The 13,576-nt window shown below is 32.9% G+C and carries 11 protein-coding genes and 1 tRNA gene; 4 read left to right on the top strand and 8 right to left on the bottom strand.

The features are described 5' to 3' along the window. Nucleotides 1-2 precede the first annotated feature (2 nt). Nucleotides 3-2,771, bottom strand: coding sequence for a flavocytochrome c (locus tag H3T54_RS05280; RefSeq protein ID WP_198221310.1), 2,769 nt, complete (start codon nt 2,769-2,771; stop codon nt 3-5). A gap of 524 nt (nt 2,772-3,295) precedes the next feature. On the opposite strand from H3T54_RS05280, the gene H3T54_RS05275 reads away from it, so the two are divergent. After that, complete coding sequence (locus H3T54_RS05275) at nt 3,296-4,348, top strand: hypothetical protein (RefSeq protein WP_198199901.1); 1,053 nt, start codon at nt 3,296-3,298, stop codon at nt 4,346-4,348. Nucleotides 4,349-4,432: 84 nt separating this feature from the next. Here H3T54_RS05275 and H3T54_RS05270 read toward each other — a convergent pair whose 3' ends face one another. The 3 genes from H3T54_RS05270 to dnaQ form a co-directional block, all read right to left on the bottom strand. After that, entirely contained in the window at nt 4,433-4,798 is a 366-nt protein-coding gene (locus tag H3T54_RS05270) for a YbaN family protein (RefSeq protein WP_198221308.1), read from the bottom strand. A 341-nt stretch (nt 4,799-5,139) separates the two neighbouring features. After that, a tRNA-Asp gene (locus H3T54_RS05265) sits at nt 5,140-5,216 on the bottom strand. Nucleotides 5,217-5,329: 113 nt separating this feature from the next. Further along, a complete protein-coding gene (gene dnaQ, locus H3T54_RS05260) occupies nt 5,330-6,064 on the bottom strand; it encodes a DNA polymerase III subunit epsilon (protein ID WP_198221306.1) in 735 nt (244 codons plus the stop codon). Nucleotides 6,065-6,260: 196 nt separating this feature from the next. On the opposite strand from dnaQ, the gene rnhA reads away from it, so the two are divergent. The 3 genes from rnhA to H3T54_RS05245 are packed head-to-tail and all read left to right on the top strand — an operon-like array spanning nt 6,261 to nt 8,782. Beyond that, nucleotides 6,261-6,734: a ribonuclease HI gene (gene rnhA / locus H3T54_RS05255; RefSeq protein ID WP_110447845.1), complete on the top strand. Its 474-nt coding sequence runs from the start codon at nt 6,261-6,263 to the stop codon at nt 6,732-6,734. Nucleotides 6,735-6,760: 26 nt separating this feature from the next. Further along, nucleotides 6,761-7,489, top strand: a complete 729-nt coding sequence (gene gloB, locus H3T54_RS05250) for a hydroxyacylglutathione hydrolase (RefSeq protein ID WP_198221304.1) — start codon at nt 6,761-6,763, stop codon at nt 7,487-7,489. Between the two features lie 42 nt (nt 7,490-7,531). Continuing rightward, on the top strand, nt 7,532-8,782 hold the full coding sequence (locus H3T54_RS05245; RefSeq protein WP_110447843.1) for a transglycosylase SLT domain-containing protein: 1,251 nt from the start codon (nt 7,532-7,534) through the stop codon (nt 8,780-8,782). Here H3T54_RS05245 and H3T54_RS05240 read toward each other — a convergent pair. The 4 genes from H3T54_RS05240 to H3T54_RS05225 form a co-directional block, all read right to left on the bottom strand. Beyond that, on the bottom strand, nt 8,769-9,542 hold the full coding sequence (locus H3T54_RS05240; RefSeq protein WP_198221301.1) for an endonuclease/exonuclease/phosphatase family protein: 774 nt from the start codon (nt 9,540-9,542) through the stop codon (nt 8,769-8,771). The two genes, H3T54_RS05245 and H3T54_RS05240, sit on opposite strands and share 14 nt — an antisense overlap. Nucleotide 9,543: 1 nt before the next feature. Beyond that, entirely contained in the window at nt 9,544-11,106 is a 1,563-nt protein-coding gene (gene gshA / locus H3T54_RS05235; RefSeq protein WP_198221299.1) for a glutamate--cysteine ligase, read from the bottom strand. 230 nt (nt 11,107-11,336) lie between these two features. Further along, a complete protein-coding gene (locus tag H3T54_RS05230) occupies nt 11,337-11,861 on the bottom strand; it encodes a HugZ family protein (RefSeq protein ID WP_110447840.1) in 525 nt (174 codons plus the stop codon). A gap of 51 nt (nt 11,862-11,912) precedes the next feature. Continuing rightward, on the bottom strand, nt 11,913-13,559 hold the full coding sequence (locus H3T54_RS05225) for an ABC transporter ATP-binding protein/permease (RefSeq protein ID WP_232351544.1): 1,647 nt from the start codon (nt 13,557-13,559) through the stop codon (nt 11,913-11,915). Nucleotides 13,560-13,576 lie beyond the last annotated feature (17 nt).

The raw sequence follows: 13,576 nt of genomic DNA, 5'->3' as shown, positions 1-13,576 counted from the left end.
AGTTATTGATGAATATAATCTGTAGCTTGTTTACCTGCTTGCATACCAAAAATGATAATATCAGCTACGGCGTTACCACCGATACGATTGGCGCCATGTACACCACCAACAACTTCACCAGCCGCAAATACCCCACTGATAACATTTTTCTCGGTATCAAGAACTTGGGTTTCAGTATTAATCGTTACCCCACCCATAGTATGATGAATACCTGGAGCAATTTTGATCGCATAAAAAGGTGCTTTATCAATTGGATGACGTAAACCAGTAGTTCGGCCAAAATCTTCATCTTGTTTGTTATTAACAAAATGATTATATCGTTCAATGGTTTTATGTAAGGTATTCGCATCAATTGACAGTTTTTGTGCTAACTCATTAATTGAATCAGCTTGTACAGTTAGATCTTGCGATACATATTCCTCAACAGATTTATTTTCATCGCGAATTTGTTGATCAAATAAAATATACGAATAATGTTCAGGCAACTTAATGATTTCGGCAGAAACTTTATCACGTGTATTTAATTCATTAACAAAACGTTCACCTTTTTGTGATACTAAAATCGCACCACCACCACGAATTGATTCAGAAATTAAGTAAGATGTAGTCTGCTCAACAGTCGGATGAATTTGAATTTCTTTCATATCCACTGTTCCGGCACCTAATTTTTCTAAAATCATAATACCAGAGCCAGTTGCTCCTTTGTGATTGGTGGTGACAAATCCTTTAAGATCTGGACGATATTTTTCAACCATTTCATGATTGGCACTAAAACCACCGGTAGCAATTATAACTGCTTTAGCTTTTATGGTTTGTATTGAACCATCTTCTTCAGTCACTTTAACACCAACAACTTTATGATTTTCAGTAATAATTTCAGTAACATTACAATCAAGCATTACTTCAATGCCACGTCGGTTAATATTTTTAACTAAACCACTAATTAAAAAACCGCCGACTGCAGCACCACTTGCAGGACGATGAGTACGATCAATACTCATACCACCAGTAGTTGTAATACCGCTGAGTTCAATGCCATTATTATCTAACCAATCAATAGCATCAGGCGCATTCTCAACAAAATAGCGTAATAGTTCTGGATTATTTTTGTTTTTACCACCAATCATGGTTTCTTGATAAAACAGATCTTTACTATCGACAATACCTTTAAGTTTTTGGAATTTGGTTTCCGCAGCATTCATACCTGCTGAAGCTTTATTGGTATTACCGCCAATAACTGACATTTTTTCAATCACAACAACATTAGCACCAAGGTCATGGGCTTGAATCGCTGCAGCAAGACCGGCACCACCACTACCGACAACAACAACATCATAGGCTTTGGCATTTGGATCACCACCTTCAGCAATAATCGCTTCTTTGTTTGATTGAGCCATCGCCTTAGTAACTGCTTTTTTGAAGGCTTCACTTTGTGATGTAGCACCAGAAATCGCATCTACATGAGGACTATTTGACTCAATAATGCGATGCTTAATTTCTGAAAAATTATTTAATACCTCATTATCAAAATTATTGGCATTAACTAATTGCATATCTTTGATAAAATCTTTACCAAGCTCAACATTAATCACAAATTCATAAGATTCATCATTAACTTTTTCTTGATAATTACCAGGTTTAAACTTTTTAACATTTAAATTCACATCACGAATTAAACTTTCGACAAGTGAAAAATGCCACAAAGGTTCGGGAATATTAAGTTCTTCTCGTTTATCACTATTGATGAATAGTTCTAATTTTTCACCTTTCATGATGCGAGCAGTCCAATCTGGATAAGCAATACACGCTCGGCCAACAGCAACAAAGTCAAATCCATTATCTAAAGCAGCTCTAACATCTCTTTCATTAACAACGTTACCCACCCCAACAACTGGAATTTTAGCTAAAGTTTCTGAACGCATTGCTATATATTTATTAATTAATGGTGTTGGATCTTGAGTATCAACTATCGAAGGTCTTAAAATAGCCCCCATTGAAAAGTGAATATAATCTAAGCCCTTCTCAGCAAGCTTTTCAAGTAAATACATTGAATCATCAAAACGAATTCCTGGCTCTTCTATTTCTTCTGGAGAGAATCGGTAACCAACAATAAAGTCTGAATTTGCATACTGTTTGACCATATTATAGGTGATATCTAAAACCGCTAGTGGAAATCGAGCTCGATTATCGCGACTGCCACCCCATTTATCATTTCGTTGATTTGAATTTGGTGAATAAAATTGTTGAATCAAATAAGTATTAGCACCATGAATTTCCACGCCATCAAAACCAGCTTGAATAGCTCGACGCACTGCTTGACCAAACTTATCAACCATTTGATCAACTTCATCGGCAGTTAATTCTATCGGTGTAGCAGCTCCCGGTCTTGGGGCAGCAATAGCACTTGGACCAACAGGCGTTTGACCACCAATAAGTTTTGGTTCAACCATTCTACCGCCATGATAAACTTGAATAATTGCTTTTGAACCTTTTTCTTTAATAGCTTGAGCTATTTTAGCAAGACCTTCAATTTTATCATCGCTATCTAGACCGATTGCACCAGGAAAAGCTAATCCTTTATTGTCAACAAAGCCACATTCAACAATAATTGTGCCTATTTCTCCGGCTCTTGCTCGATAATATTCGATTAAATCATTGGTAACTGATCCTTCATAAAACCCTGAACAAGTGGTCATAGGCGCCATCATAATGCGATTTTTTAATGCCACTCCATTGGGTAAAGTTACTGACTTGAAAATATCTTTTTTCATTTTTAATACCTAATCATTAATATTCAAATTAAAATTTTGGCGAGCATAATACCATTTCAAATTACTCTTCTCCACTTACATAAGTTTCATTAGTCAAAAAATATCATTTTTTCGACAGAAAAATATCAAATATTTTTAGAGATTTAATGGCAAAAATTGTCAAATCTCAAAAAATGACTGTTCATTTTTTGCGGTATTTGTTGACTTATACAACAACTTCAAAGCTGATAGTCTAAAAAAAAACACTGTAACTATTTCATTTACTTATATATTTTTATCAATATAGCACTTGAACTTTATTTATATTCGGCTAGAATGCTTAGCAATTTTAGAAAAGAGAATTTGATTATGATTGTGATTCAAACACACAGACCAATAGCAAAAATAAAATTGAATTGTCTTTTTCTTTTGAATATTGATCCTCCTTTATGGAGGATTTTTTATGTCTGCAACTTTAACTTTTCGAATTTATATCAAATTTTAAACCAAAATCACATCAAAAATAGCCATAGACAGGAGATAGCATGAAACCTTTGATCCCTTTTTATAATCCAAGCATAAGTTACGAAGATAATTATGCTCAAGGCCCTTTTGGACTTTTTGCTGAATTAGATAAGGCTGAACAGGTCGCAACTAAACCAACAAAATTTTTAAATGTCGATGTTAATCTTCCATTTGGTCAGCCTGCAGGTCCGTTACTAAATGCTAATTATATCAAAGCTGCTTTTGCTTATGGATTTGACTTATGTGTTTATAAAACGGTTAGAACCAAGTTTCACAAATGTCATCCATTACCGAATGTTTTGTCTGTTCATCCTAACGGCAAGTTATCACCTAACCTAGATACTGTGTTGGCTGATAGAAACTACGATCAACCTTTATCCATTACTAATTCTTTTGGTGTGCCATCGTTTGCACCGGATATTTGGCAACCTGATATGGCTGATGCGGTAAATGCGGCTGGCGCTGGACAATGTGTGATAGGTAGTTTCCAAGGTACCCAAGGTAATGGTGAGATAGAAAAAGATTATGCTTTAGCGGCTAAATTAGTGAGAGAAACTAATGCGCCTATATTAGAAGCTAATTTGAGTTGTCCAAACGAAGGAGCAAGTAAACTACTTTGTTTTGATGTCGATAAAGTAGAACGAATTGTGAATGAAATTAAGAATGCGGTACCAGATCGCCCTCTTATATTAAAATTAGCCTATTTTCCTGATGATGAACGCATTATATCTCTATTAACTCGTGTCGGAAAAATCATTGACGGATTAAGTACTATTAATACCCTTTCGGCAAAACCGGTAGATGCAAGTGGACATCCGGCACTAGGTGAAAACCGTAAAGAAGGTGGTATATGTGGTGATGCAATCCGTTGGGCAGGGCTTGATATGGTGAGTCGTTTGGCAAAATATCGTCAACAACTAGATTTAAATTTTGCCATTATTGGCGTTGGTGGTGTCAGCAATAGTGAACATTATCATCAGTTTATTCAAAATGGCGCTGATGCTGTGATGAGTGCTACAGGTGCAATGTGGAACCCATTATTAGCTATTGAGATTAAAAAAAGTCTTAAATAGTTATCAGTTATCTCACTATATTACTAAGTGATTGTTACAGGGTAACTTATTTACCCTGTAATTTTATTCCTACCAACAACTATATTATCTCTTCTTGAGAAAATAATACCCACCATAAATAACATGTGCAAAGAAGACTATTGCTAAAATAATTCTGACATGCAAAGAATCAAATAAAATAAATGGAATAAATAAAATGATGAAAACCATGGTTAACATTTTTATCAATCCTTTTTTTGATACTTTTTTCTCTATAAGCATTTTCTGCACATAGGTCTGATAATAACGAGTTTGGGTAAAATAGTTGTACAGGCGATCAGAACTGTTTAACCATAGATATGCAGTAAGCAAATAAAAAGGTACAGTAGGTAAAATAGGAACAAAAATGCCTACTGTTCCTAATACAAAGGAAAGCCCTCCTAGAAAAATAAATAGCGATTTCTTTAACATATTTAAATCAATTCGAATAATATTAATTTGTGTAAATAATTATTGAAGATAACATAAATAGATAGAGAAAGTTACAACTAAATATCAAATGACAGAACTATTAAGCTCTAGCCATATTCTTTAGAGAAAGACTAGATATAAGTAGCTATAGAAAATTTAAATCAAAAGATTACGGCTAAGCTAGTTTCTTGACGTGATATCTCATATATTTAAAATTGGAACAAAAAAAGGATACAAAAATAGTATTGAAATATAGTTAAAATTAATTCAGAAATGTTATGAGTTTTATATAGAATGAGTGTTTTTGAATTATACTCAAAGTGAGTAAAACTTTTAAGAATTGGCGGAACGGACGGGGCTCGAACCCGCGACCCCCTGCGTGACAGGCAGGTATTCTAACCAACTGAACTACCGCTCCGCTTTTTAGACTCTTTAATGCAGAAGATTAAAGTAGGCGTGATATTAAAGATTATTATTATTTTCGTCAATATAAATTTTAAAAATTATGTTCAATTGAATAGAAAACAATCATCAATGCACTTTCCAAAGCGCTCCACCACTTTTTTTATTAATTTTTTCTAAAATTGAATCATGCGCAGATAATTCTGCTTCATTAGCTTTAATTACTGTTAGCGGTATTCCACTACGTTCAATTTTTTTCACGGCATTATTCGTTATTGATGAAGATAAATTATCGTCTGAACTAAATGCCAAAGTGGTTTGTCCTCCGGTCATTGCTAAATAAACTTCAGCAAGTATTTCAGCATCCAGTAAGGCTCCATGTAAGGTACGATGTGAATTATCAATTTGATAACGCTCGCACAATGCATCCAAATTATTACGTTTACCAGGGAAAAGACGGCGAGCCATAGCTAATGTATCGGTAATAATACAGTGATCAGCTGTTTTATAGTCTAACCCACAAAGACGAAACTCATAGTCCATAAAGCCAACGTCAAACGAGGCGTTATGAATAACTAATTCAGCACCATCTATAAATTTAATAAAATCATGTGCAATATTTTTAAAAATCGGTTTGTCTTTAACAAATTCATCACTGATACCATGAACTTTAAAGGCTTCTTCATCAATTAAACGTTCTGGATTGATGTAAACATGGAAATGATTTCCTGTTAATCGTCGATTTAATACCTCAACTGCACCAATCTCAATAATCTTATGACCTTCATAATGATTATTACCGTCTTGATTCATACCTGTAGTTTCTGTATCTAATACAATTTGGCGGGTTGAATGTGTTATCACAATATACTCTTCTTTATCTATAATTGGGAATTTAACAAATTAGTGGTATAGTCTAACACCAAAACGCTCTGATGTTGATACCTACACTGTTTTAGTCAATGATTGATACAACATTAATAATGGTTTATTAATATTTATATTAAGCCAAAATTTCTTGAAAAATAATCACGATAAAAGTTTATAAATTAGGCCACATATGCAAAAAAGTATTGAAATATTCACTGATGGATCTTGTTTGGGTAATCCAGGACCTGGTGGATATGCAGCGATTTTAAAATACAAACAAAATGAAAAAGTACTAGCTCAAGGTTATTTCAACACCACTAATAATCGTATGGAGTTACTTGCTGCCATTGTTGCGTTAGCATTACTGAAAGAACCCTGTCAAATTAAGCTTTATTCTGACAGCCAATATTTACGTAATGGTATTTCGAATTGGATTCATGGTTGGAAAAAAAACGGCTGGAGAACCGCTAAAAAACAACCCGTGAAAAACGTAGATTTATGGCAACGTTTAGATGAATTAGCTAAGCTACATACTATCGAATGGATTTGGGTAAAAGGCCATGCAGGCCATATTGAGAACGAACGCTGTGATGTTATCGCTAAAACGCAAGCTGAATCACCTACCTTACACGATACTATTTTTGAAGCATCATTAACTGATTAATCCGATAAAATAAAGGTATAATAACAATGTATCAGCTACATATTATCCCTGCTCTAAAAGATAATTATATTTGGTTACTTGAAAATGCTAATAAACAGGTGGTTATTATAGATCCTGGTGAAGCAGCTCCAGTGCTAAGTTATCTAAAAAAATATCACTTAGCACCCCTTGCAATTTTACTCACTCATCACCATATCGATCACACTGGTGGGGTAACTGAGCTAAAAGCAGCTTATCCCGATATTGAAGCTTATGGGCCAAGTGAAATTAATTTGCAGATTAACCATCTCGAAAACATCAATGAATTATTGATTGCTGATTTTCGATATGAGGTTATTTCAGTACCGGGACATACATTAGGACATTTAGCTTATTATTGTCAGCCATATTTATTTTGTGGAGATACATTGTTTTCCGCTGGTTGTGGAAGAATTTTTGAAGGTGATCATAAGCAAATGCTAAGTTCACTGAATAAATTAAAGCAGTTACCTGATGATACCCTTATTTGTGCAGGACATGAATATACCTTAACTAATTTAGATTTTACTCAAATGCTGGTTCCTGGGGATCAAGTTATCCGTGAGTATTATGATTTTACCTGCAGAAAGAAAATTACTTTGCCTTCTATTTTAACCAAAGAAAAACAGATCAACTTATTTTTACGTTGTGAGGAAAAAAACTTACAAAATAAATTTAATTGTAACAATGAGTTAGAGTTGTTTGCTTTTTTTAGGAGCCAAAAGGACATTTTTTAGGTATAATAATCAGCTTAAATTAATGTCCTAACTTATAATCTAATGAAAAAATTATTAATATTTACAGTGTTATGTGCTTTTTTAGTCGGGTGTCAGAATCATGGTTCACGATACAACGCTGGCTCAAAAAAATATAATACTAAATCAATAGTTAATTCTAGCGTTAAAAGTGGTGGTGTTAATTACGCTTCAGTTACGCAAAATCCTTGGCGTTATATGTTAACGCAAATTAACGTTAATGTACCTAATAATAGCCGAGTTGTTGCCGAACGCGAACGTTTATTACGTAATCCAAAAGGATTTGAAAATATTGCGTTACGATCTGAGCCTTATGTGTATTACATCATTAATCAGTTACGAAAAAATAAATTACCGGTCGAACTAGCTTTAATCCCATTAATAGAAAGTGCTTACGATCCTTTAGCCACATCTCCTGCTCAAGCTGCTGGTTTATGGCAATTTGTACCTATCACTGCTAAAGAATATGGTTTAAAACGAAGTAGCAGTTTTGATGGCCGTCGAGATCTAATTGCATCAACTGGTTCAGCAATTTCTTTGTTACAAAACCTTAATAATCGATTTAATGGCGATTGGCTGTTAACATTAGCTGCATATAATGCTGGTGAAGGTAGAATTCAAAGAGCTATTGATAAAAATAAAGCTAAAGGTTTATCAACTGATTATTGGTCGTTAGATTTACCGGCAGAAACAATGCATTATGTGCCGAAAATATTAGCTATCATTGATATTGTTAAAAATAATAAACGATATGGTATTAAATTACCTGATTGTAATTATGAAAATTCATTAGTTAGAATCGATATGTCTAAAAACGTATCACTAGCTAAAATAGCGCAATATTCAGAATTATCACTTAACGATTTAATGACATACAATGCAGGTTATGTACAACAAACAGTAAATGGCCCTTTCCATCTATTGGTACCTTATTCTCATGCAGATAAATTATTTAAAAAGTTAAAATCTGAAAATTTAGTTGTTAATCAAGTGACTGAACTTTTAGAAGATGTTCCACATAACAATATGCCGTTTGAAATAAAATCTACTACTATTCAATATACAGGTACCAATACGAAAGATACCAAATCAATGTTGAATGGTGGCAAAAAACAGATTACTTATCAAGTTAAAGCGGGTGATAACCTTTATACTATCGCTCAAAATTACCGAGTTAAAATCACCGATCTTTTGCAATGGAATAAATTAAAAAATATGCGTGTTAAAGAAGGTGACATCTTAACGATCAATTTGGTCAATTCTAATCCAATTTAAATTTCACAAATAATGGATTATGATCTGATGCGGCTGTATTGACTATATTAGCCGCATTAATCTTCAATCCTCGATAAAATACAAAATCAAGTGGCCTACCTAAAAATGTTTTTCTTATATCATTAGAGAAATTAACTGGTTTAAGATTTATTGAACGAATTAAATGATAAAGTAGGCTTAATCGTTGCCGACTCCAAGCATTAAAGTCCCCCGCCAAAATTACCGGCCCCTGATGTTGTTCGATATAATTCAATAATATATAGATTTGTTGTCGGTAAACTTTCACTCCTAGACTAAAATTAATAGCATGAATATTAGCAACTAAAAGTTGTTGCGTTGAATTTTTTATTGGATAAAGAGTAATTAATGCTGATTTTGGTACGCGAATGAATGGTTCTCTTTCTCTAAAGGATAAAATTTGTGTTGGTGTTGTGTCAGTTATTGTCATAACTCCAGCATAAATATCGTTTAAACTATAGGCTGGTACATGATCAGCAATTTTATTATTTTCAGCAATAAAATTTAATAATTGTGAGGTGGTTTGAGCTTCCTGTAATAATATCAACTTGGTTTGATGAGCATATTGCTCGAGGATATTAATACAATCCGCCCTCTTCTGTTTAAAAATATTCCAAACCAAAACCGAAAAAGGTTGTTGGCCAATTAACGGTTCATTATGCATAATTTTATGGTTTGGTAATATTAATTCAACATCACTTTTTCCTTGATATCGTAATGTATAATCGCGATGTTTAAACATTTTAGCTGTTCATTTTTTCTTTTAAATATTCATCAAAGGACATAGTGTCATTTTGTTCTATTTTCTGTTGTTTTTCAATCGATAACATTCGTTGTTGATTAAAATCATCTTCAGTTAGAACTGATAAAGGTTCTGAGCTAAGTTGTTTTTTATATTGAGTAGCTAAAGCTAAACCAAATTTGGCTGTTCCCAAATCACTAATAGCGGCTAAAGTTCTCGCCGATAATGTCAATTCCGGTTGATCAAACATAAGATCAAGCCGTTCACAAACTTTTCGATATTGTTGTTTGTCGTCTTGATGATCAAGTACATCAGCGACTCGAAGTAAATCTTTGAAAAGTTCATGCCCTACTTTAGCTAACGGTTGTCGATAGCTATCACAACCTAATCCAATTTCTAATCCTGGTTTACGGCCTTCAATAATCACTCTATTCCAATTTAATTTTGCACATTCTAGCTCTGCACTACTCATTTCAGGAGCAGGCGCTAAAGCACACCAAATTAAAAATAGGTCGATAAATCGAATTTGTTCCTCGGTAATACCAATTGGTGAAAATGGATTAACATCAAGTGCTCGAACTTCTATATATTCTATGCCACCACGTAGTAAAGCATCAGATGGTGATTCCCCAGATCTTGGAACTCGTTTCGGTCGAATTGGTGCATAAAATTCATTCTCAATTTGTAATACATTATCATTCAATTGTCGATAATGGCCATCAACCTTAATGCCTAATTTGCCAAAATCGACTGATTTTGTCTTGGTAGCCCGCTTTAAACCTTCAACATAAGTATCTAGATGATTAAAGGTGATCCCTAATTGTTTCTGGGCATTATTAGTATAACCAATATCACTCAATCGTAATGATGTGGCATAAGGTAAATAGCAGTTACCATTAGTTTGTTCGATGAAAGCTTTTGCTTTTTCTGGATCTTGAATAAATGACGAGCACATTGATGGCGATGCACCAAATAGATAAGGGATAACCCAACCAAAACGGTAGTAATTGCGAATTAGAGTGAAATAACCTTCCGAAATAACAGCCTTACCCTCTTCACTGTTTTTAACACCATCTCTTGCTTGCCAAAATGCCATGGGTAATGAAAAGTTATAATGAACCCCTGAAATAGTTTGCATCATGGCACCATAACGATTTTTTAAACCTTCACGATAAACCGTTTTAAAACGTCCTTCATTAGATTTTCCATATTGAGCTAAGATAATGTCATCTTCTTTGGCAACAAAACAAGGCATGCTCAGTGGCCACATTAACTCATCACCAATATTTACACTGGCATAACGGTGTAAATCTCGTAAAAAAGTTAACATATAATCGATATTGGTATTAACTGGAGTAATAAACTCTAATAAAGATTCTGCAAAGTCAGTCGTTATCCATGGATGAGTTAATGCAGCACCAATTTTTTCAGGAAACGACGTTTTTGACAGCGAACCATCAGATAAAATCCGTAATGTCTCACGTTCAAGGCCTCTCTGAATGCCTTGTAAAATAGTATAATGTTTTTCTAACCAACTGAGAGCTTTCGAAACATCAGGAACCATAATATTAACTATCCTAAATTCAGTTTATGTTGGTTTAATTTTAACATAGTTTACTGCTTTAGATAGGCAGTTTTCTTGATTGAGTGAAGCTATTTTAAGAATATGAATCCTCAATCGAAAATAAAAAAACTATTATTTAAAACATTCAAGCAAAAAGTGGAGTGATGAAAAAAGCCATTACTGAGTTAATAAGTAATGGCAATAATATAGATAATGCTTAGATAATGATATTAATTAGTAGATTGTTGTTTTTGCTTAGCGACATAATCTTCATCTACTGGTATTACCGTTTTATTTTGTGGATCGATAATATAGGTTTTACCAAAACCAACTACTAATCTACCCTCTTTTGGGGTTAATTTAAATAAATTAAAATCATTCATTTCAGCTAACATATAAACCATTTTGCTCACTTTTTTAGCTAGCAGATCGACAACAGAATCAAATTGTTCAGATCCTCTTTCAACAATAGTTGCCGAAGCATGGAAAGACAATCTTCTACGAGCATAAATATTCTTAGTATTAGATTCATCATCAATAATTAAAAAAGATATGTTTGAATTAGCTTTGATATTTTTACTATGTGGTGCTAAGTCTGAAATTAAGATGTAATAGTCATTACCGTCAAAGAAATAAGGTGAATAGCTAGTATCAACCTCTCCTGTTTCGGTGATTGTTGAAAGTATGATAGTTTGCATTGTTACATGTAAATCATCTATTGTTTTTTGCACAACATCATTTTTGGACTCAGCCATAATTACTCCTTGATTTGTTTTAATATTTTGTTAAATAATCTGTTTTTAAAATCACGATAAATTTAATTGATAACACTTATTAAAGTAGTTCGATATATCACTATGAGAAATTATAATAAAACTGCTTGTTGGTAAGTTAGTCTGTAACAATTTTAGTAATTGCTTTTCGGCTACTTTATCTAAAGCATTGGTGGTTTCATCCATAAAAATCCAATCCGGTTTATGCATTAAAATTCTCGCAATAACTAAACGTTGTTTTTCGCCACCAGAAAGTGTATTTAAATTATCATTAAGTAAATTTTTATCAATATTTTCAGAAGAAAAACCCACATCTAATAGTAGTTGTTTAATAACGGTAAGATCCTTCTCAAACAATGGTTCTGGATAACTTACTGCATGAGCCAATCCTCCCATAGGAAAGTAAGCATTTTGTGATAAAAAAAGTTTCTTAAATTTAGGAACCTTGACCACTCCATCATAATATGGATAAAGACCAGATATTATTTTAAAAAGTGTTGATTTACCTATACCCGATGCACCAGATAAAACAACTGACTCCCCTTTGTTAATATGGAGATCGGGTAATTTTAGTAAAATCTTTCCATCAGGTTTGTTTATGATTAAATTTTCCAATAATAAACATTCATCTCCATTTTCAACTTGATTAAGTTGTTTAAACTGGTAAGAGACTTTTTCAGACTGTTGAATAAATTGGCTTAAACGATAACTACAGGCAATCAGTTCGGCCAGTTTATTATAATTGAAAATAAACCAAGATAAATTAGTCACTACATTACTAAATGATTTACTAATTTGCATCAATGATCCCAAACTAACTTTACCGATTAAATAGATTGGTAGAGAAAAAAAGGTCGGAATACTTAACACTGTTAAATAGTAAGGACGTGTAAAACAACCTAAAATAAATTGTCGTTTAATCAGTTTATACCAATTTTTTACAATGCTATCAAAATGTTGATCAAATTGTTGTTGTTCAACCTGTTCTCCCTCTAATAATGCAATAGATTCTTTCGCTTCTCTAAATCGAGTTAAAACAAAACGGTAATTTGCTTCTAAATGTTGTTGCTGAATGAGTAAATTTTTTAATGGGCTTCCCAACTTATGAGCAACATATGAAGTTAAAATGACATAAATAGGGGCTAACCAAATTAGATAATGTGAAATGCTTATATCAATATTGAATAGGCTAAATTCTAAAAAAAAATTATCGGTTATTTGCCATAAAATCATAAAATATGAAAAAAGACCTATAAATTGTGTAATAAATGAAAATCCTTCGTTAGTTAATCTTTCGATAAATAAAAGGCAATCTTCAGAAATACGCTGATCTGGATTGTCTATGTTTGCTTGATTATTATTTATAAACCAATAGGCTTTATGATTGAGCCAATGATTTATTATCGTGTCATTTAAAACTTTACGCCAAGTTATAACCAATGTTTTTCTTAAATACTCGATGATCAAATAGGTAATTGCACCAAAAAAAGTTAACATGATAAAAACTAATAATTGCGTTATTACCGCTTGCATATCGTACTTTTCTAATGCGTTATAAAAGTTTTTATTCCAATTAATCATTTCTAGACTGATTCTGATTAGAATAATATTTAAACTTATAATAATAAAAGCATAACCAAAACCTAACTTTCCTTGCTTGGATTTGAAACAGAGCTTCATAAGCAATATGATATTTT

Source organism: Gilliamella sp. B14384G10 (assembly GCF_016101685.1).
GTDB classification, from domain to species: domain Bacteria; phylum Pseudomonadota; class Gammaproteobacteria; order Enterobacterales; family Orbaceae; genus Gilliamella; species Gilliamella apis_A.
This window is presented reverse-complemented; position numbering and strand designations above follow the sequence as displayed.

What these genes read in the sequence shown, in the direction of transcription:
- H3T54_RS05270 (WP_198221308.1), bottom strand. Translation starts at nt 4,798, where the DNA reads ATGTTAAAGAAATCGCTATTTATTTTTCTAGGAGGGCTTTCCTTTGTA.
- H3T54_RS05240 (WP_198221301.1), bottom strand. Translation starts at nt 9,542, where the DNA reads ATGTTTAAACATCGCGATTATACATTACGATATCAAGGAAAAAGTGAT.
- H3T54_RS05230 (WP_110447840.1), bottom strand. Translation starts at nt 11,861, where the DNA reads ATGGCTGAGTCCAAAAATGATGTTGTGCAAAAAACAATAGATGATTTA.
- H3T54_RS05275 (WP_198199901.1), top strand. Translation starts at nt 3,296, where the DNA reads ATGAAACCTTTGATCCCTTTTTATAATCCAAGCATAAGTTACGAAGAT.
- H3T54_RS05245 (WP_110447843.1), top strand. Translation starts at nt 7,532, where the DNA reads ATGAAAAAATTATTAATATTTACAGTGTTATGTGCTTTTTTAGTCGGG.
- rnhA (WP_110447845.1), top strand. Translation starts at nt 6,261, where the DNA reads ATGCAAAAAAGTATTGAAATATTCACTGATGGATCTTGTTTGGGTAAT.
- H3T54_RS05280 (WP_198221310.1), bottom strand. Translation starts at nt 2,771, where the DNA reads ATGAAAAAAGATATTTTCAAGTCAGTAACTTTACCCAATGGAGTGGCA.
- gshA (WP_198221299.1), bottom strand. Translation starts at nt 11,106, where the DNA reads ATGGTTCCTGATGTTTCGAAAGCTCTCAGTTGGTTAGAAAAACATTAT.
- gloB (WP_198221304.1), top strand. Translation starts at nt 6,761, where the DNA reads ATGTATCAGCTACATATTATCCCTGCTCTAAAAGATAATTATATTTGG.
- H3T54_RS05225 (WP_232351544.1), bottom strand. Translation starts at nt 13,559, where the DNA reads ATGAAGCTCTGTTTCAAATCCAAGCAAGGAAAGTTAGGTTTTGGTTAT.